Source organism: Gaiella sp., from assembly GCF_039915195.1.
Taxonomy (GTDB): Bacteria; Actinomycetota; Thermoleophilia; order Gaiellales; family Gaiellaceae; genus Gaiella.
Genome location: NZ_JBDSNT010000149.1, coordinates 16,969 through 36,383, shown reverse-complemented (window position 1 = coordinate 36,383; position 19,415 = coordinate 16,969). Strand labels below are relative to the sequence as shown.

General features: G+C 68.4%; 15 protein-coding genes. 2 read left to right on the top strand and 13 right to left on the bottom strand.

Annotated features, from left to right (window positions below; all coding sequences use genetic code 11):
• From ABIR74_RS13685 to ABIR74_RS13625, 13 genes are all read right to left on the bottom strand, one after another.
• Nucleotides 1–1,349 (bottom strand): AMP-binding protein (locus ABIR74_RS13685; RefSeq protein WP_348179072.1); only part of this gene is annotated, 1,349 nt, incomplete at its 3' end.
• Nucleotides 1,346–2,491, bottom strand: coding sequence for a M20 family metallopeptidase (locus ABIR74_RS13680; protein WP_348179070.1), 1,146 nt, complete (start codon nt 2,489–2,491; stop codon nt 1,346–1,348). The genes ABIR74_RS13680 and ABIR74_RS13685, both read right to left, overlap by 4 nt.
• A 43-nt stretch (nt 2,492–2,534) precedes the next feature.
• Entirely contained in the window at nt 2,535–2,969 is a 435-nt protein-coding gene (locus ABIR74_RS13675) for a type II toxin-antitoxin system VapC family toxin (RefSeq protein WP_348179068.1), read from the bottom strand.
• Nucleotides 2,953–3,186, bottom strand: coding sequence for an AbrB/MazE/SpoVT family DNA-binding domain-containing protein (locus ABIR74_RS13670; RefSeq protein ID WP_348179066.1), 234 nt, complete (start codon nt 3,184–3,186; stop codon nt 2,953–2,955). The genes ABIR74_RS13675 and ABIR74_RS13670 overlap by 17 nt, the downstream gene beginning before the upstream one ends.
• Before the next feature lie 31 nt (nt 3,187–3,217).
• Entirely contained in the window at nt 3,218–3,376 is a 159-nt protein-coding gene (locus ABIR74_RS13665; protein ID WP_348179064.1) for a hypothetical protein, read from the bottom strand.
• 65 nt (nt 3,377–3,441) lie between these two features.
• Nucleotides 3,442–4,878: an SUMF1/EgtB/PvdO family nonheme iron enzyme gene (locus ABIR74_RS13660; protein ID WP_348179062.1), complete on the bottom strand. Its 1,437-nt coding sequence runs from the start codon at nt 4,876–4,878 to the stop codon at nt 3,442–3,444.
• A gap of 8 nt (nt 4,879–4,886) precedes the next feature.
• Nucleotides 4,887–6,788 (bottom strand): CocE/NonD family hydrolase, encoded by a 1,902-nt coding sequence (locus ABIR74_RS13655; RefSeq protein ID WP_348179060.1) that lies wholly within the window; start codon nt 6,786–6,788, stop codon nt 4,887–4,889.
• A complete protein-coding gene (locus ABIR74_RS13650) occupies nt 6,785–8,848 on the bottom strand; it encodes a hydantoinase/oxoprolinase family protein (RefSeq protein ID WP_348179058.1) in 2,064 nt (687 codons plus the stop codon). The genes ABIR74_RS13655 and ABIR74_RS13650 overlap by 4 nt, the downstream gene beginning before the upstream one ends.
• Nucleotides 8,845–10,560: a hydantoinase B/oxoprolinase family protein gene (locus ABIR74_RS13645; protein ID WP_348179056.1), complete on the bottom strand. Its 1,716-nt coding sequence runs from the start codon at nt 10,558–10,560 to the stop codon at nt 8,845–8,847. Before ABIR74_RS13645 ends, ABIR74_RS13650 begins: the two co-directional genes overlap by 4 nt.
• Nucleotides 10,557–12,257 carry a hydantoinase B/oxoprolinase family protein gene (locus ABIR74_RS13640; protein ID WP_348179054.1) on the bottom strand — a complete coding sequence of 567 codons (1,701 nt, stop codon included), beginning with the start codon at nt 12,255–12,257 and terminating at the stop codon, nt 10,557–10,559. The genes ABIR74_RS13645 and ABIR74_RS13640 overlap by 4 nt, the downstream gene beginning before the upstream one ends.
• Nucleotides 12,254–13,459 (bottom strand): FAD-binding oxidoreductase, encoded by a 1,206-nt coding sequence (locus ABIR74_RS13635; protein ID WP_348179052.1) that lies wholly within the window; start codon nt 13,457–13,459, stop codon nt 12,254–12,256. The genes ABIR74_RS13640 and ABIR74_RS13635 overlap by 4 nt, the downstream gene beginning before the upstream one ends.
• Nucleotides 13,456–15,198, bottom strand: coding sequence for a hydantoinase B/oxoprolinase family protein (locus ABIR74_RS13630; protein WP_348179050.1), 1,743 nt, complete (start codon nt 15,196–15,198; stop codon nt 13,456–13,458). Before ABIR74_RS13630 ends, ABIR74_RS13635 begins: the two co-directional genes overlap by 4 nt.
• On the bottom strand, nt 15,195–17,288 hold the full coding sequence (locus tag ABIR74_RS13625) for a hydantoinase/oxoprolinase family protein (RefSeq protein WP_348179049.1): 2,094 nt from the start codon (nt 17,286–17,288) through the stop codon (nt 15,195–15,197). Before ABIR74_RS13625 ends, ABIR74_RS13630 begins: the two co-directional genes overlap by 4 nt.
• 57 nt (nt 17,289–17,345) lie before the next feature.
• Here ABIR74_RS13625 and ABIR74_RS13620 point away from each other — a divergent pair, with 57 nt between their 5' ends.
• The gene (locus tag ABIR74_RS13620) at nt 17,346–18,032 is read left to right on the top strand and encodes a GntR family transcriptional regulator (protein WP_348179047.1); all 687 of its coding nucleotides are present in this window, start codon (nt 17,346–17,348) and stop codon (nt 18,030–18,032) included.
• Complete coding sequence (locus tag ABIR74_RS13615) at nt 18,029–19,411, top strand: FAD-linked oxidase C-terminal domain-containing protein (protein WP_348179045.1); 1,383 nt, start codon at nt 18,029–18,031, stop codon at nt 19,409–19,411. The genes ABIR74_RS13620 and ABIR74_RS13615 overlap by 4 nt, the downstream gene beginning before the upstream one ends.
• Nucleotides 19,412–19,415 lie beyond the last annotated feature (4 nt).

Genomic DNA, 19,415 nt, shown 5'->3' with positions numbered 1-19,415 from the left:
ACGACCTCTCCGCGAACATCGTCCGGCACCCCGATCGCGGCGGCAATCGCCACGGCCGGGTGACGGATCAAGCACTCCTCGATCTCTCCCGGACCGATCCTGTGACCAGCACTCGAGATGAGGTCGTCCGTACGGCCGACGCTCCGGTAGTTCCCCTCCTCGTCCACTTCGGCGAGGTCACCCGTGTGGAGCCAGCCGTCGCGCACCTTCGCCGCCGTCGCCACTTCGTCCCGCCAGTAGCCGAGGAAGACGACGGGATCGCCCTCCACCTTCACGGCAATCTCGCCGTCGACGAGGCGCAGCTCGTGACCGGGGTACGCGCGACCCATCCAGCCCGGCCGCTCGGGCCAGGCAGCGGAGTTCCCGATCAGCAGGTTCGCCTCGGTCTGCCCGTAGAACTCGTTCAACCGCACCCCGAACCGCTCGCGACACCACGCGGCCGTCTCCTCTCCGACCGTCTCTCCGCCACTTGCGATCGTGCGCAGGGCAACCGGCACCCCGTCGCTCCGGCGCATCATCCGCAACGCCGTCGCGGGCATGAACACGTTCCGGATGCCCGCGTTCGCGATCACGTCGAACCCCTGCTCGGGGTCGAACCGCGGCGTCCGAAACGCCACAACGGGCACCCCGTGTGCGAGTGCCGGCATGACGACGTCGTAGAGCCCGCCGATCCAGGCCCAGTCGGCAGGCGTCCAGATCCGGTCTCCCGGCTGGGGAAAGAAGTCGTGCGAGAGCTCGAATCCGGGCATGTGACCGGCGAGCACACGGTGTCCGTGGAGCGCGCCTTTCGGCGGGCCCGTCGTGCCGGAGGTGTAGACGAGCAGCGCAGGCGTGTCGGGCGTGGTCGGCGCGGCCGTGAAGTCGGGCGATGCTGCAGCGAGCAGTGGTTCGAGGTCGTGGTCGACGTCGATCAGCACGCCGTCGAAGCCGAGGGCGGCCACGCGCTCGAGCGACTCCCGCTCTCCGAGAACGACGCTCGGGTCCGATCCGCGCAGCCGCATCCCGAGTGCATCGCTACCGAATGCGCCGCTCAGTGGCACCGCGATCGCGCCGAGCTTGTAGATCGCGATGTGGACGATCGCCGTCTCGGGGCGCTGGGAGAGGATCAGCGCAACCCGGTCGCCAGCCTCGACCCCCTTTGCCACAAGGACGTTTGCGAGCCGGTTAGAGGCCTCACTGAGCTCGCCGAAGGTGATCGTCCGGGTGATCTCACGGCCGTCGGTGACGAGGATCGCGGGTTTGGAGCGCAGGTGCCGGTCGGCGATCTCGACGCCGATGTTCACGCGCTCGGGGAGCGACCAGCGATGCAACGATCGCAGCTTGTCGTAGCTGAGGGGCGCCTCGCTCAAGCCCACAGGTGCTCGAGCACTCGCAGGTAGACCTTCGTCGCGCGAACGAGCTCCGAGATGGGCACGCTCTCGACATCGCCGTGGGCGCCGCTTCCCGCGGGACCGTGGTAGACGGCCGGGATCCCGCACTCGCCGTTGAAGAACGCGGCGTCCGCCACGAGCTTGCCCCCGGAGATGGGTAGCTCAACGCCCGTCACGTCCGCGTAGCCACGCCGTAGGGCCAGCGAGAGCGGATGCTCGGGATCGATCTCGTAGGCCTCGCGCACGAGTCGCAGGTCGAGGTCGATCGTGCAGCCGGTCTCCGCGGCGACGCGGGCGAGCAGCTCCCGGAACTCCCTGTCGGCGTCTGCAAGGACGCTCCCCGGCGCCCACCGGCGCGTACCGACGAGCCGGCACGTGGTCGGAAACCGGTTGTAGAAGTCACCGCCGTCCACCTCCCCGAAGAAGTAGGTGTCGGAGCCGACGAGCGGGTGCTCGGCCGCGCCGAGCGCCGCGCTTCGAGCTGAAACCGCGTCGATCACCTTGCCGGCAGCGACGATCGGGTGCGGCGTGCCCGCCTCGGTCTTCAGCTCGTGCGTCGCCTCGCCGGGCCGCGAGACGACGATCTCGAAGGTCGCACACCCTGTGTGGGCCGCAATGAACCGGTCACTGCCGAGCTCGCAGACGATGACGGCATCGGCCTTGAACCCGTGCTCCTGGAGCAGCCAGGCGAGATCCTCGCCGCGGCCGCCCGGCGACTCGTGGAGCCCGGTCGCGAGCACGACGAGCTCTCCCGGGAACGAGTCGAGCGACTTGACGGCGCGGGCTGCCTCGGCTGCGCAGGCGAGCGCGCCCTTCATGTCGGCGGTGCCGCGGCCGTAGACGAGGTCACCCTCCACGCGCGGCGGTGCATGGGGGATCGGCACCGTGTCGAGGTGCCCGTTGAGAACCACGGTCGGTCCGGGCTCGCTGCCGCTGAGGCGGCCGATCACGATGGGCGTTGCGGGAAAGACCTCATCGAGAACCTCCACCCCGAGCCCGACCTCCTCGAGGCGGCGGGCATAGAGCCGGGCAACCTCGGCGGTATCGCCCGTGGGGCTCTCCACCTCTACGAGCTCGAGCGTGAGGTCGCGAAGACGGTCGGCATCGGCGTGCTCGATCATGTGGTGCTTCCTTTCTCGGAGGAATGTTGCACGACCAGTCCCATCAACCGATCAACTCGAAGTCAACGTCGAGCGCGCGGTAGGCCTCCACGGCTCGGGTGTCGCGCGTGACGAGGGGAATGCGCTCGGCCACCGAGACGGCGCCGACGAGTGCGTCGTAGACGGCACCGCCGGCGATGCCCAGTCCCGCGAGCCGATCGAGCAGCGCGGCACTCTCGGGCGCGCCGAGGAAGCGGGACGCGGGGAAGTTGGAGCGAAGCAGCTGCTCGACGACGTCCGCCGTTCGCCGTGCAGGCGGTGGCAGGCGTGTGAGAACGGAGAACGTCTCGAACGCCGCATGCCCCGCGAGCCCGAGGCGACGCGCTCCGATCGCGGCGACGACCGCGTCGTGATGCGCGTGGTCGGCGACGACGAGCGCTACCGCCACGCTCGTATCGACGAGCGACTCCGGCGGAGCCTGATCAGCGCCGGTCGGCATCGCGGAGCGCCCGTACGAGCTCGTCGTCGACCCCTGCGCCGGAGGCCGGGATGATCAACCGCCCACGTTCCTCGACGAGGCCGTCACCGGGCACGGGCTCGATCCTGATCCCGGCTCCGTCCGCAATCAGCTCCACGGCGCCCGCACGAAGCCCGATCTGGTCGCGCAGGATCTTGGGGACGACGAGCCGTCCTGCCTTGTCGATGGTAGACCGCATACCATAAGACTACCAGGAATATGGTTGGCGGCTATGGAGTCTCCGGATCGGCCTCCTCGAGCGCGTAGTCGAGCGCCTCGTTCAGCGTCATCGCCCGTCCCTGCTCCCACGCCTCGGCGAACGCTTCCTCGCCCAGCGCAGAGCGCAGGTCGTGGACGATCTGTTCGATGTCCGGCTGGCCGAGCTCCACCGTTCGACTTCCAATCGCCTCGTGAAGCGCGCCCGCCCAGGCGCAGAGATGGACGGACAATGAGCTCAGCCCACGGGAGAGCGGGCGACACGGAAGCCGATGTGGGCCGAGCGTCGCCCAGGAGAGCTACGGCTTCGCATCGCGCCGCGGAGGTAGTGGGGGCTCGTGCTGGCATACGAGCCCCCACGCAGCACGCGGGGAAGGCCCGTCGCCTGTTCCTCGCGCCCGTCGTCCTCCCGGTACGGGTACGGCGCGTAGGCGCTGCTGACCCACTCCCAAACGTTGCCGGCCATGTCGAGCGCGCCGTAGGGGCTCGCACCCTCCGCGAAGCTCCCGACGGCCGTCGGCGCCCCTTCTTTCGAGCCCAGGCCGAACGCGGCGAGCGCCCGGATATTGTGTTGATTCAACACAATGTCAAGTGGCTCCGGCTCGTTGTCGCCCCACGGGTAGAGCCGGCCGTCAGCTCCGCGGGCTCCCTTCTCCCACTCTGCCTCGGTCGGTAGGCGGGCCTGAGCCCAGCGGCAGTATGCGCCTGCGTCGAACCAGTCGACGTACGTCACCGGCTGCTGCTCGAGCCCATCGGGAATGACGCCGTCGGCCCAGTGCGGGGGCGCCGGATGGTTCGTCGCCTCGACGAACTCGAAGTACTGCGCGTTCGTCACCGGGGTCGCGGCCAACCTGAACGCAGGCACGGACACGACGTGCTGCGGCGCCTCGCCGGGCAGTGCTACTCCTTGCGAGCGGCGCGGGTCGTTGCCGAGCCGCACGTCGCCCGACGGCACGTCGACGAGAGCGAGATCGAGCCCGATCCGCGCGTCCGGTGCGCACGCGAGGCGGAAGCCGACGTAGTGGTCGACGGCCCCCGGGAGCATCCCGTGCCGGTAGGAGCAGCGGATCTCACCCGCCCCGTGACTGTAAGCGCCCCCGCGCACGACGCGCGGCTCCGACGACTCGGCGTCCTCCCGGCCGTCGGCAGCACGGTAGGGATACGCGCGATACGCACTCGCCGTCCACTCCCAGACGTTGCCGGCGAGATCGAGAGCGCCGAACGGGCTCGCACCGGCGACGTGCAGGCCTACCGCCGACGTCCCGGAGGCACCGAACGTGGCGCACTCGAAGGTAGGCGCATCGTCGCCCCACGGCCACGCGCGTTCATCGTCACCGCGAGCAGCCCGCTCCCACTGCGCCTCGGTCGGAAGGAAGCCGCCTGCCCAGGCGCAGAACGCACGTGCGTCCTCCCACGAGATGTACGAGACCGGATGAGACTCCTGGTCGGCCGTTGGTGCACCGTCCGGCCAGTGCGACGGAGCGGAATAGCCCGACGCCGCGACGAACACTGCATACTCCGCATTCGTCACCTGCGTGCGGCCGATCCGAAAGGAAGCGACCGGCACGCTGTGTTGCGGAGCCTCGTCCGGCTCGGGCGCGAACTCCGCGGCCGGGTCACTCCCCATCGTGAACTCCCCGGCGGGAACATCGCGCCAGTCCACTGGTCCGGTCACGGTCTCGTTCAGCGAGGGATCACCGGCAGGACGATGTGCGAGGGCCGCTCGGCGTCGACGTACACGGTCTGCTCCGCGACGACCTGATGCGTGTGCCGCCCCATCGGCTCGCCCGTGTTCGGGTTGACGTCCAGGCGCGGCCAGTTGGACGACGAGATATCGACCCGAATCCGATGGCCGACGTCGAACAGGTTGCTCGTCGGCGGGAGGGAGATGGTGACCGGCACGGGGACACCGGGCTCGAGGAGCACCTCGCGATCGAAGCCCTCGCGGTAGCGACAGCGAATCACGGAGTCGTTGAGCAGCATGTCGTAGCCGGCGGGATAGTCCGCGTTGGCCGGGTGCACGTCCACGAGCTTCGCCGTGAAGTCGGTGTCGAGCGCACTCGACGAGATCCACAGGTGCACGGTCATCGGGCCGGTCACCTCCACGGGCTCCTCGAGCGGCTCCGTTTGGAAGACGAGGACGTCCGGCCGCTCGGACAGACGGGGGTACGGCTGCTCCGACCCGAAGATCGCAGGCGACTCGGCCTGATCGGCCGGCCCTGGCGTCAGCAGGTCGCGCAACCGCAGCACCGGGCTGAGGAATCGCGCCCAGGCCTGTTCCATCCCGGCACCGTCGGAGGGCAGCTCGCCGATCGAGCAATGGAGACCACCGATCGTGGGGATGGGATGGGCCGGGTCGAACGTGAACGTGCGTGGCGGCGCATCGGCAGACGGCTCACCGGTTGCGAGCGAACCATCGCCGTGCAGGTAGTACGCCGTCTCCACACGCCGCGCGAGGGGCCACTCCCACTCCTCGCGCCAGCGTCCGCCATGGTCGAGCTTGCCCTCGGCGGTCTTCAGGCCGGATCCTCCCCCCATCACGAAGATCCGCACGGGCGCCTCGGCGGCAGGCTGCCCCGTCGAGCCGTCGGGAAGCCACCGGTTGAAGAACTCGAGCTGCTCGTCGAAGTAGCGCTTTACGCCCCACGCGCTCTCCGCGCCGAAGTCGACGTCGAGACAATAGGTTGCGTCCCCGCGCATCCCGACATGGCTCCACGGGCCGACGACGAGCCGCGCCGGGGCGCTGTTCTGCGCCGCCATGGCCATGAAGTACTCGGTGTCGGCCGTAGGGAACGGGTCATACCAACCGGTCGAAAGCGTCACCGGGATGTCCGCGTGCTGATCCCAGTACCGCGTGTAGTTGTGCTCGACGCGGTCCCAGTAGGCGTCGTAGGTGCCTCGCGTGTAGTAGTCGAGGAGCGAGTCCTCGAGCGGAGGTACGTGCCGCAGAGACGTCTGGCCGCGCCTCCAGGGCGTCGCCCGGAAGAGCTGTCGGAGATCGCGGAGGTCGTTCCAGACGTCCTGCTGCTTCCCCGGGTCGTCCGCGATCTCCCGGGCATCCTGCGCATGGATGAAGAGCGCCCAGAACATGTGCTGCTGCATCGCGCCACCCTCGCGGCATTGGTTCTGGAAGCTATTCGTGGGGACGACATCCGGCCAGATCGCGGTCAGATGAGGTGGGCTCTCGAGCGCGGTGCGCACCTGCGTGATCGCGGCGTACGAGCTGCCTACGGTGCCGATCCGGCCGTTCGACCAGGGCTGCGCGGCGATCCACTCGCAGATGTCGTAGCCGTCGCGACCGGTGTGCGGCGTTGCGGCGTGGTAGTAGACGCCCGACGCCTCCGAGCAGTAGCGGTCGCGCAGGTCGATCAGCACCACGGCGTATCCCTTCGGGACGAAGTAGTCCGCGATCTCGCTGTACCGCTTGTCAGTTTTGTCGTAGGGGGTGTGGAGCATGATCGTCGGGAAGGACCCGTCGGCGAAGGCCCCGTCCCTCGCCGGCCGGTAGATGTCGAAGGCGAGGCGGACGCCGTCGCGCATCGGAACCATGACGTTCTTCGACAGGACGATCCCGTACTCGCTCACGGCGCCTCCCTCAGGATGATCAGATTCCCGACATCGTCGACCGTGACGGCGAAGTGCGGGTGGACGACGGTGGTCGAATCGAACTCCTCGACGATCGCGGGACCATCGAACCGGGCGCCCGCCGGGAGCGCATAGCGATCGTAGATCGGGCAGTCGACGTAGTCGCCTGCCTCCGCGAAGTAGACCGGCCTGCGCTCCTTTGGCGCGGGGCAGTCGCCCGCCTCGAGAGGCCGGGCCGGCGGCTTCGCGATTCTGCCGATGCTCGTCAGCCGCAGGCTGACGACCTCGACGGGCTCCTCCGGAGCGTTGAAGCCGTACGTCCGGTCGTGCTCGGCATGGAACCGCTCGAGCAGCCGGTCTCCCGCCGGCACCGTCAGCTCGTAGCTCTGACCGACGTAACGCAGGTCGATCTGACGGACGAACTCGATCGCTTCGTCCGCGAGCCCCTCTCCCGCCAGCTCGGCCCTCCCCTCGACCTCGAGCCCGGCGAAGACGGCCTCGACCTCGATCCGGTCGAGATCGTCGAGGCGGCGCATGATGGTGGTTGCCGTGTCGCGCTTGAGGTCGGTCGTGAGGAGTCCCGTGGCCGAGAAGATCCCGGGGCTGCGGGGGATCAGCAGCGTCGGCATCTCGGCGTCGCGCGCCAGGGCGTTTGCGTGCACAGGCCCGGCTCCGCCGAATCCGACGAGGACGAAGTCGCGTGGGTCATACCCCCGCTGCACGGAGATGAGATGTAGGGCGTTGACCATCGCAGCATTGGCGATCTCGACGATCCCGTTCGCAGCCTCCGTGACGGTGAGGCCGAGCGGCCCGGCGCAGCGCTCCTCGATCGCCCGCGAGGCACCGTCCACGTCGAGCCCGATCTCGCCACCGAGAAAGTAGTTCGGGTTGAGTCGGCCGAGGACGACGTTCGCGTCGGTTACCGTTGGCTCGACGCCGCCGCGGCGATAACACACTGGCCCGGGATCGGCTCCGGCGCTCTGAGGCCCGACACGCAGTAGGCCACCCGAGTCGACCCATGCGATCGACCCACCGCCGGCGCCGATCTCGACGAGATCGACGACAGGTGTCCGCACGGGATAGCCCGAGAGCGACATCCCTCCGATTCCCGCTCCGGCATGGCCGCCGACGTTGTAGTCCTTCGTCACCGACGGTCGGCCACCCTGGATCAACCCGACCTTGGCGGTCGTGCCGCCCATGTCGAAGGAGAGGATGTCCGGCTGGCCGAGCGTTTCCCCGAGGTACGCCGACGCGATCACGCCGGCTGCGGGGCCGGACTCGACCATGAACACCGGACGAACGCTCGCTGCGCCGGAGCCGAATATGCCGCCGCTCGACTGCATGACGAGGAGCTTCGCTTCGATTCCCGCGGCCTCCAGCCTTCCTTCGATCCTCTGCAGGTAGCGCTCGACGACGGGCCGGATCACCGCGTTGATCACCGTCGTCGACGCACGCAGGTACTCCCGGAACTCGGGCGCAACGTCCGACGACAGTGAAACCGGGATGCCCGGGAGCTCCTCGGCGAGGATCACCCCGACGCGCTGCTCGTGCTCGGGGTTGACGTATGCGTGAAGCAGGCAGACGGCCACCGACTCGACGCCCTCGCGCCGGAGGATCGCAGCAGCATCGCGCACGGAATCATCCTCGAGCGGTCGCAGTACCTCTCCCTTCGGACCGAGCCGCTCTCCCACGACGACAGCGCGGTCGCGAGGGACGAGGGGCTTTGCCTTCTCGAACTGCGTGTCGTACAAGGAGGGCCGTACTTGCCTCGCGATCTCGAGCAGATCGCGGAATCCTTCGGTCGTGACGAAGCCGCTGCGCGCGATCTTGCCCTCGATGATCGCGTTCGTCGCAACCGTAGTCGCGTGGACGACGAAGCTCACCTGAGCCGCCGCCACGCCGCCTTCCGCGAGCGCCCTGTCGACCGCCTGCATGAATCCCTCCGACGGGTCTGCCGGTGTCGTCAAGACCTTCGCGATCGCAACCTCGCCGGTCTCCTCGTCGATCAGGGTCGCATCGGTGAACGTTCCTCCGATGTCGATCGCCAGACGCACGCTCATGCAGTTCCTCTCCTCAGCTCGTTGGTGGCCGACTCGTCGAGGCGGCGATCGTCGATCACAACCCGGTACTCCTCGCGCGCTCGCTCCGCGCTGACCTTGCCCTCGAGCACGTCGCGCAGGACCCGCTCTGGATCCCGCTCTTCCGGCGGGCCGTAGCCGCCGCCGCCGCAACTCCGCACGCTCACGATGTCACCCGCGACGAGCTCGGTCGTGCTCTTCGAGCCGAGGTGCGTCTCGATCCCGTCGCGGAGCAACGCGTACTCGGCGACGGCCGCGTCGTGGCCGCCGAGGGCGCCCCAGGGGCCGTTCCGGTCGCGATCGGCGAGGATCGTGAACGTCGTCGGCTGGAGGACGCGGAAGTCCTTCCGCAGCCCGAGGCCACCCCGGAATTGCCCTGGCCCCTCGGAGTCCTCGACGAGCGAGAGCCGGGCGATCTGCACCGGATAGTTCAGCTCCGTCTCCTCGATCGGCGCGTTCTCCGTGTTCTGGCCGTGGGCCTGGACAGCGTCCGGACCGTCGCTTCCGAATCGGCCGCCGTAGCCTCCCGCGAGGGCCTCGTAGAAGCACGTGTAGCTCCCTCTCGCAAGGTCGAGCGACCCGAAGCCCGCCTGGCACATCATGCCCTTCGTCCCGGCCGGGAGCCGCTCGGGGAACGCCGGCATGAGCGCCCGGAACATGACCTCGACGAGCCGGGTCTGCGTCTCCCACCCACCGACGACCGGCGCCGGCCAGGTGCAGTTCGTGACGGTGCCCTCGGGTGCGTGGAGACTGAACACCCGATAGAAGCCGTCGTTCACGGGCAGATCGGCGTCGATCAGGCACTTGAGCGCGTAGGCGCAGGCCGAGAAGCTCATCGCATACGTCGAGTTGACCGGCGCGCGCCGCTGCGGATCAGACCCGGTCGTGTCGAAGTTGACCCCCTCGGGGTTGATCTCGATCCTGACGTGGAGGCGGACGGGCACGTCGGTGTACCCATCGTTGTCGACGGTGCCTTCGGACGCGTAAATTCCGGGCGCGAGCTGTGCGATCTCGTTGCGTACCCGCCGCTCCGTGTACGCGAGCAGCTCGTCCATCGTCGCGATCAGGGTCCCGCGGCCATGACGGTTCGAGAGTGCCGTGATCCGCCTCACTCCCGTCGCGTTGGCCGCTATCTGGGCGCGGAAGTCTCCCGCCGTCTCGTGCTTCGACCGGATCTGCGCGAGGATCAGCCGGAAGACGTCGTCCAGGATCTTCCCGCCTCTGACCACCTTCACCGGCGGGATGATCACGCCCTCCTGGAAGACCTCCTGAAACGCGCCGATGGAGGCTGGTGCTCCACCGCCGACGTCCACGTGATGTGCCAGGTTGGCGACGTAGCCGACGAGAGTGTCCTCCACGTAAACCGGCGAGATGAGGCTGACGTCGTTCAGGTGTACGCCGCTCGGGTGCGGGTCGTTCGTGACGATCGCATCGCCCGGCCCGAGGTTCTCGGGGCCGTAACGCCGGATCGCGTGCGGCACCTGCTGCGCCATCGAGCCCAGATGCACTGGCTGGGTAAACGCCTGGGCGACCGACCTGAGCTCCGTGTCGAAGAAGGCACACGAAAAGTCGGAGCGCGTCTTGATATTCGTCGAGTAGGCGCTGCGCTTGAGCGCCAGTACCATCTCGTCGGTCGCCGCAACGAGGGCGTTGCGGATCACCTCGAACGTGATCGGGTCGACGGCCGTGCTCATCCGCGCAGCTCCGCCGTCGCCGCAAGGTCGAGCTCGCGCCCGCTGACCGCCACCCGGTAGAGCTCACGGGCCCGCTCGACGCTGACTTTCTCCTCGAGCACGTCCCGGAGCACGCGCTCCGTGTCCCGCTCTTCCGGCGGCCCATACCCTCCTCCGCCACAGGTGCGGTAGCTCACGACGTCGCCTGCGACGAGCTCGATGGTGCCCTTCGCCGGCAGCCGCCGCTCCTCCCCATCTCGGATCAGAACGTACTCGGCAACGCGTCCCGCCTGCCCCCCGAACGCGCCGGCAGGGCCGACGAGTGTCCTGTCGGAGAGAACCGTGAACGTCGTCGGCCGCTCGAAGAGGAAGTCCTTGCGCAGGCCGAGACCGCCGCGGAACCGCCCAGGACCCTCCGAGTCGTCGACGAGCGAGAGCCGCACGACACGCACCGGGTAGTTCAGCTCGGTCTCTTCGATCGGTGCGTTCTCCGTGTTCTGGCCGTGCGCCTGGACGGCGTCGGGGCCGTCGCTCGACTGGCGCCCACCGTACCCACCACCGAAGGTCTCGAGGAAGCAGGTGTACTCGTTCGTCACGGGATCGACGCCACCGAAGCCCGCGTGGCACATCATCGCCTTCGTCCCGGCCGGAAGAGCGGCGGGCATGGAGGGGAGAAGGGCACGGAAGATGATGTCGACGAGCCGGGTCTGCGTCTCCCAGCCGCCGACGACCGGCGAGGGCCAGGTGCAGTTGGTCACGCTCCCCCGGGGCGCATCGAGGTGCACGAGGCGGTAGAAGCCGTCGTTCACCGGAAGATCGGGGTCGACGAGGCACTTGAGAGCGTAGGCGCAGGCCGAGAACGTCTGCGCGTAGGTGGAGTTGACCGGAGCGCGCCGCTGCGGATCGCTCCCCGTCAGGTCGAACACCACGCCGTCCGCCGTGATCTCGACTCGAGCACGCAACCGCACGGGCTCGTCGGTATAGCCGTCGGTATCGACCGAGCCTTCTGCCTCGAAGACTCCGTGAGGCAGGGCGGCGATCTCGGCGCGAGTGCGCCGCTCCGTGTAGTCGAGCAACTCCTGCATCGCGGCCATGATCGTGGGATGGCTGTGGCGCGCGACGAGCGCCTCGAGCCTCCGCGCACCCGTCGCGTTCGCCGCGATCTGGGCACGGAAGTCGCCGGCGGTCTCGTGCTTGGAGCGAATCTGGGCGAGGATCAGGGAGAACACGTCGTCGACGATCCGCCCAGCTTCGACGACCTTCACGGGCGGGATGATCACGCCCTCCTGGAAGACCTCGCGGAAGGCGCCGATACTCGCCGGGGCGCCGCCGCCCACGTCGACGTGATGCGCGAGATTCGCAACGAATCCGAGCAGGACCTCCTCGACGAAGACGGGCGAGATCAGGCTGACGTCGTTCAGATGCACGCCGCTCGGGTAGGGGTCGTTCGTGATGATCACGTCGCCCGGACCGAGGTTCTCGATCCCGTAGGCCCGCACGGCATGGGGCACCTGCTCGACCATGGAGCCGAGGTGAACCGGCTGGGTAAACCCCTGTGCGACCGCGCGCAACTCTGCGTCGAAGAACGCGCAGGAGAAGTCCGATCGCGTCTTTATGTTCGTCGAGTAGGCGCTCCGACGCAGGGTGAGTACCATCTCGTCGGTCGCCGCCACGAGGGCGTTACGAATCACCTCGAACGTGATCGGGTCGAGGCTCATGCGCGGTTCCCGGGCCCCCACACCGAGCCGAAGGTCTTGCCTTCCGAGAAACGAGCCCCGGAGAGGCTCGAGATGTCGATCGGTGGCTCGTGCCCCGCGATCGTCGCGGCCAGCGATTCTCCGATCGCCGGCCCGATCTTGAACCCGTGCCCGCTGCCGCCGAAACACGAGTAATAGCCGCCGATCTCCTCCTCGCCCACGATGGGGTACCAGTCCTCGGTGATGTCGTAGACGCCCGAGTAGCCGGTGACGAACGCGCCGCCGTAGTTCGGCTGCGTGAGCGTCGGAGCGAGCGACGGGATCCTGTTCAGCAGCTTTGGCACCATTCCCTGCAGGTGCGTCTCGTCCGTGCCGTCGTCGTAGGTCTCGGGATCGACCGGCTCCATCTCCTTGGGCCACCCCTCACCGACGAGGACTCTGCCGCCGACGTACGGGCGGGTGTAGAAGCACTGGGGGACGTCCGAGATCACGGGGAAGTCCTCGAATCCGTCCGCCCCCTGCAGCGCCGGGGCATCGAAGATCGCCTCGTGCTCACGGCTGAAGAGGATCGGGTAGTCGACGCCGACCATGCGGCCGATCCGATCGCCCCACGGGCCGCAGGCGTTTACGACGACGCCGGTCGTGATCTCGCCGTCCCCGGTGACGACCCCTGTGATGCGCCCACTCGCCGTCGAGATGCCGAGCACCTCGACGCCCTCGTAGACGTGGAGTCCGCCGCGTTGCGCCGAGCGAACGAGCGACTCCACGGTTTGCACGGGATCGGCAAACCCGGCCGTCGGCTCGTAGCAGGCGAGCGCAACGCCGTCGAGTTGGAGCTGCGGCCAGCGATGCATCACCTCGTCCGGCGTGAGGAGTGATGTCTCGACCCCGAACGCCTGCTGCACCGGGATGATGTCACGAAGCGCCTGCTCACCCTCGGGCGGCGCGAACAGCATGTAGCCGATCTGGTGGAAGCCGGCCGACCCTCCGAGTTCCTCCTCGGCATTTCGGAACATCGACGCGCCCCGCACCGCCAGCTTGATTCCGACCTCGTTCGAGTAGTGCTGACGAACGTGAGCGGCGGAGTACTGCGTCGAGCCGCCGCAGATCCTTCGCTTCTCGAGGAGCGCGACCTCGCCGAACCCCAATCTGTTCAGGAAGTGCGCGGTACTCGCGCCCATGATCCCGCCGCCGATCACGACGGCGTCCGCCTTGGCGATCACGTCCTTCTCCTCTCGTCTCGTAGGGCGGCCGTCGCCGCGTCGTCTACCAGCCCGTCGGCCCCGATCACCGCGCCGTACAGCTCACTTGCAGCAGCGGCGGTCACCTTCTCGTCGCGAACGTCGCGCTCGACAGCGGCGGGATCGCGCGTGAGCGGATCGCCCCAACCTCCGCCGCCCGCCATTCGGTGGACGTAGACGTCGCCCTCTCCGATCGTCGTCGAGAACATCGCGGGCAACACCTCCTCGGTGCCGTCGGGGCGCAGGAGAACGTTGCTCGACGGTGCGCCATTGCCTCCACCGGAGAGGCCGTACGGCGGTCGGTCGGCACGATCGGAACGCACGATCAGCGACGTCTCCGGGGTCAGACAGCGCCAGACGCGTTCGACCGCGAGCCCGCCGCGGTGCTTGCCGGCACCTCCCGTGTCGGGCACGAGTCCGTAGCGCTCGACGACGATCGGGAACTCGGACTCAGCGACTTCGATCGGTATGTTCGCGGCGAGGCTTGCAGGGTTGGTGAGGCCGTCGTTGCCGTCCCACGTCGGAGTGCCCCCCCAGGTCCCGACGACGAGCTCGTAGAAGACGAACCGCTCGTCTGTTCCGGGCCGATTCGCACCGAAGATGGCAAGCGTGTTCCCACCCTCGCCCGCGGCCGGCACCCTGTGCGGGATCAACTGGGCGAGCGCGCCGTTGAGGGCGTCGAGCACCCGGAATCCCGTCACGCCGCGCATCGAGGACGCCCCCGGCATGACGACCTCCGCCACCGTCCCGGGCCTCGTGAGAACGGTGATCGGCCGGAACGCCCCCGCGGTGTTCGGCACCTCGACGGTGAGGGCACAGCGGATCGCCTGATAGACGCACGCCATCACGAAGGAACGCGTGCTGTTGAGCGAGCCCCGCACCATCGGCGCGGAGTCGGTCAGGTCGGCGACGACCTCGTCGCCCGCGATCGTGATCCGGGCGGTGATGGGAACATCGCACGCGTCGATCCCGTCGGAGCCGAGGTAGTCGGTGAAGGAGGCGCTGCCATCAGGCCATGTCGCGATCTCCTGTCGGACGAGGCGCTCGGTGTAGGCGATCAGAGCGACCGCGAGCTCGGCGAGCTGCTCCCGCCCGTACCGGGCAGCGAGCGCCCGTAGCTCGCGCTCCGCGACCGAGCACGCCGCGACCTGGGCGCCGAGGTCACCGAACGTCATGCGCGGGATGCGCATGTTCGTCTCGATCAGCCGATGCACTTCCTCGACCGGCTCACCCTCGGCGTAGAAGCGGATCCAGGGCATCCGCAAGCCCTCCTGGAAGATCTCGGTGTTGTCGCACGCGCTCGAACCGGGCAGGCGCCCGCCGACGTCGCCGTGGTGAGCTGTCGTGACGGCGAAGCCTACGAGCGCACCGTCGAGGTGCACAGGCTTGACGATGAAGATGTCCTGCAGGTGCATCCCGCCGTCGAACGGATCGTTCATGATGAAGACGTCGCCGGGGCGCATGCTGTCGCCGTAGTGGCCGAGCAGCGAATCGATGGCGGTCGGGATCGACCCGAGGTGAAACGGGACGCTGACGGCCTGCGCGATCGTCTCGCCGCGTGCATCGCAGAGCGCCGCGGAGAAATCCATGCCGTCGCGGACGACCGTGGAGTGCGCGGTGCGGATGATCGTGGTCGCCATCTCGTCGGCGATCGACTGGAGCGCGTTCGCGACGATCTGCAGCGTCACGGGATCGGAGGCGGCCGAGGGACGTTCGGTCATGAGCCTGCGCCCTTCTCGAGCACGAGCGCTCCGGTCTCGAGGTGGCGTCGGACGCTCCAGTCGTCCGGGACGACGACGGTCGTGTCGTACTCGTCGACGAGCAACGGGCCTGGGGCGGGATCGCTCGCAATCGAGGCGCGGGCGCGAACGGGAACATCTCGGACCTCGCCGCAGACCCACACGCGGCGCGTGGCGTCGCGGTCCGGCACGAGCGCGTCGGCAACGTCGAACGCCAGCGTCGAGCCCGAGGCGCCGAGCGCTGCAAGCCGGACTGCCCGTACCTCGACGGGAGAACCCGGCTGCCCTCGAACGCCGTAGAGCACTTCGTGCTCGTCCTCGAACCGTGCGCGGAGGCCGGCGAGAAGCGCACGATCGACCGTCCCGTCGGGCAGCTCAACCTCGATCTCCCAGCTTTGGCCGCCGTACCGGAGGTCTGCGGTACGTGCCCAGGTCGGCTGCTCGCGCCCGGCAAACGCGCTGTCGAGCAGCACCCGCATCTCCTCGAGAAGCGCACTGATCGTGTCTGGATCGACCGCATCCACGTCGAGATGGCAGGAGCGCACCTCGTGGAACTCGGGCCGCGCGAAGAGCAGACCGACAGCGCTGAACAGCCCCGCCACGGGCGGGACGACGATCGTCGTCACGCCGAGGTCCTCGGCGAGCCCACCGGCGTGAACAGGCCCGGATCCCCCGTAGGCGATGATCGCGAACTCGCGCGGATCGCGACCCTTCTCGGACGAGACCGCGCGCAGCGCACGCGTCATTCGCGCATTTGCGATGCGATGGATGCCGTCGGCCGCTTCCGCGATCGAGAGCCCGAGCGGCTCGGCGACCCGGGAGATCGCCGTCTCGGCAAGCTCACGGGAGATCGTGATCTGCCCGTCTGCGACCGGACCCGCCGGGATCGTGCCGAGCACGACGTTGGCATCGGTGACGGTCGGCTCGATGCCACCCCGGCCGTAGCAGGCCGGCCCCGGATCGGCGCCCGCGCTCCTCGGCCCGACCTGAAGACCGCCGGCCGGGTCGAGCCAGGCGATGCTCCCACCGCCCGCCCCGACTTCCGCGATGTCGATCGTCGGGATACGCAGCAGCTCGCCGGCTCCGCGGATCAGCCGGTTTCCCGCGGAGATCGAGCCGCCCACCTCGTACTCGCGGCCTCGAGCGATCGCACCGTTCTCGATCAGCGAGGCCTTCGCCGTCGTGCCTCCCATGTCGAACGCGATCAGGTTGTCCAGTCCGAGCCGCTGCGACATTCCGAGTGCCGCGACGACGCCGGCCGCAGGCCCCGACTCGAGAGCGAACACCGGACGGAGCTTTGCGTCGTCGGAGGTCATCACACCTCCCGATGACTGCATGATCTGGAGGGGAGCGTCCTCCAGTCCGATCCCATCGAGGCCGGTGCGGATGCGTTCGATGTACGACGCCATCAGCGGCCGCACGTACGCGTTGACGACCGTCGTCGCCGACCGCTCGTACTCACGCTGCTCCCGCAGTATCTCGCTCGAGAGCGAGATACTGGCTTTTGGCAACTCCTCGGCGAGAATCGCCCCTACGCGCTGCTCGTGCTCCGGGTACAGGTAGGAGTGCAGGAAACAGACGGCGATCGAGTCGATTTCGAGCCCGCGCAATCGATCCGCCAGATGGCGCACGTCTGCATCGTCGAGCGGCTGCAGAACCGTCCCATTCGCCGCGATCCGCTCGGCGAGCTCGAAGCGCAGCCGACGCTCGACGAGCGGCGGCGGCTTGCGCCAGAAGAGGTCGTACATGTGGGGAATCCGTAGGCGCCGTAGCTCGAGGACATCGCGAAAGCCGGCCGTCGTGATGAGCGCGGTCTCGGCTCCGAGGCGCTGAAGCACGGCGTTCGTCGCGACGGTCGTGCCGTGGACGACCTCTCTCACCGCTGCCGGTGGATCACTGCCGACGAGTCCGGAGACGGCCTCGACGACCGCCAGGTCGTAGCTCGGCGGGGTCGAGAGGAGCTTTCGCACCTGCACCCGCCCGTCGCCCGTGTGAAGGAGGACATCGGTGAACGTGCCACCGACATCGACCCCGATCCGACTCGGCACATCTTCTGTTGCGGTTTCGCTCATTTGCGATTTGAAATATCAAATTGCATTCTGGGCGAGTTTAGAGCAAACTGTCTCGGAATGGAAGAGTTGATCGCACCGATCGCACCCCTCGAGGAGCGCGAGTCCGTCGAGGAGCGGGTTGCACGGGCGCTGCGCGACTTGATCGTCGGCGGCCAACTGCCGTCCGGAACGCCACTCGTTCAACGCGACCTTGCGAAGCAGCTCGGCGTCTCCCCCACGCCGGTGCGCGCCGGGCTGAGCCAGCTCGAACGGGAGGGCTTCGTTGCGGTCACCGCGACGGGGCGCGCCGTCGTGAGTCGTCTTACCCAGGAGGATTTCGAGGAGATCTACGCAGCCCGGCTCGGCCTCGAAGGGCTCGCCGCTCGCGTGGGCGCTGTCTCGGTCGGCCCCTCCGAGATCACGCAGATGAAGCGAACCCTTCGACACCTGCGCGAGCTCGCTGTCGAGCAAGATGTCGATGCGTATCTTCATCAGCGCTGGGAGTTCCACGCGACCTGTTACCGGGCGAGCGGCCGCCAGCGCCTCGTCGACGAAGTGGAGCGGCTGTTCTGGCGCTCGGACCGCTACAACCGGCTCGTGCTCTCGACGGCCGAGCGCTTCCGGGAGTCTGTCGGCCGTTACCGCGAACTCCTCGTCGCCTGTGAGGCCCGCGACGGCGCGCAGGCCGAAAGGTGCGTGCAGGACGGAATGCGCTGGGCCATCGACCGGCTCGCGGGAACCCTTCCCTCGGAAGCAGGCGAGTGACCACCATCCTCGATGTGAAAAGCGCTCTCCTCGAGGCACTCGGCGAGGATCGCGTCCGCGACGGCGACTCCGAGCGCGATCTCCACGCCTCCGACCTCAGCTTCCACGCACCCCACCGGCCCGACCTCGTCGTTTACCCGGGCTCGACCGAGCAGGTCTCGGTCGTGCTTGCGCTCGCGAACGAGCTCCGGGTTCCCGTGACTCCTTTCGGGGTCGGCACGAGCCTCGAGGGCCATGTGATCCCCGTCCATGGCGGCATCAGCCTCGACCTCTCGCGCCTCGACCGCATCCTCGACGTCTCGCCGGAAAACCTGACGGCGACCGTGCAGGCCGGCGTCACGCGACTCACGCTCGAGCGCGCTGTGGGCCAGCACGGCCTCTTCTTCCCTGTCGATCCGGGCGCCGACGCGACTCTCGGCGGGATGGCGGCGACGAACGCCGCCGGCACGACGACGGTGCGCTACGGAAAGACGCGCGCAAACGTTCTGGCGCTCGAGGCGGTCCTCGCCGACGGGCGCGTCATTCGCACCGGCTCGAGAGCGGCAAAGACGTCGGCCGGCTATGACCTCACGGGCCTGCTCGTCGGCTCGGAGGGAACGCTCGCGGTCATCACCGAGGTGACGGTTCGACTCCACGCGATCCCGGAGCAGGCTGTCGCGCTGCGCATCTCCTTCCCCGACATCGAGAGCGCCTGCCGGACAGCGGCGGGTGTGGTTGCAGCGGGCTCGGGCGTCACGCGCGTCGAGTTTCTGGATGCGTGGATCGTCTCGGCCGTGAACGCCTATTCCGAGACGTCGTTCCCGGAGGAGCCGTGCCTCTTCATCGAGGCCTCGGGAAGCGAGGAGCTGGTGCTCGCCGACCTCGAGCTCGTGCAGGCGATCGCGACGGCCGAGGGTGCGACCGAGATCATCACCGAGCGTGATCCTGACGCCCGCGCGCGTCTCTGGAAGGCCCGTCACGAGGCTGCGAACGCAACGGCCGCGAAGTTCCCGGGCACGAAGGAGCGGGCGACGGATGTGTGCGTACCGCTGACGGAGCTTGCGGGAGCTGCGCGCTTCGCGCGCGCCGAGATCGAGCGGCTGGGTCTGAATGCGGGCATCGTTGGCCATGCAGGCGACGGCAACCTGCACATCGCCGTTCAGGTCGACACCTCGGAGATCGGGCTTTCGGAGGAGCTCGTTCACAACGTCGTCGACGATGCGCTCGCGCGCGGCGGCACCTGCACGGGCGAGCACGGGATCGGCCTCGGCAAGATCGGGGCTCTCGAGCAGGAACATGGCGACCTGATCCCGTTGATGCTCGCGATCAAGGCGAGCTTCGATCCGAACGGGATCCTCAACCCCGGCAAGGTGCTGCCGGCGACCACTTCGACCCGGTAGCGCG

Bases quoted from the DNA above. Each gene is read 5' to 3' on its own strand.
- ABIR74_RS13680 (WP_348179070.1), bottom strand. From the start codon at position 2,491: ATGATCGAGCACGCCGATGCCGACCGTCTTCGCGACCTCACGCTCGAG.
- ABIR74_RS13625 (WP_348179049.1), bottom strand. From the start codon at position 17,288: ATGAGCGAAACCGCAACAGAAGATGTGCCGAGTCGGATCGGGGTCGAT.
- ABIR74_RS13670 (WP_348179066.1), bottom strand. From the start codon at position 3,186: ATGCGGTCTACCATCGACAAGGCAGGACGGCTCGTCGTCCCCAAGATC.
- ABIR74_RS13675 (WP_348179068.1), bottom strand. From the start codon at position 2,969: ATGCCGACCGGCGCTGATCAGGCTCCGCCGGAGTCGCTCGTCGATACG.
- ABIR74_RS13620 (WP_348179047.1), top strand. From the start codon at position 17,346: ATGGAAGAGTTGATCGCACCGATCGCACCCCTCGAGGAGCGCGAGTCC.
- ABIR74_RS13640 (WP_348179054.1), bottom strand. From the start codon at position 12,257: ATGAGCCTCGACCCGATCACGTTCGAGGTGATTCGTAACGCCCTCGTG.
- ABIR74_RS13650 (WP_348179058.1), bottom strand. From the start codon at position 8,848: ATGAGCGTGCGTCTGGCGATCGACATCGGAGGAACGTTCACCGATGCG.
- ABIR74_RS13645 (WP_348179056.1), bottom strand. From the start codon at position 10,560: ATGAGCACGGCCGTCGACCCGATCACGTTCGAGGTGATCCGCAACGCC.
- ABIR74_RS13630 (WP_348179050.1), bottom strand. From the start codon at position 15,198: ATGACCGAACGTCCCTCGGCCGCCTCCGATCCCGTGACGCTGCAGATC.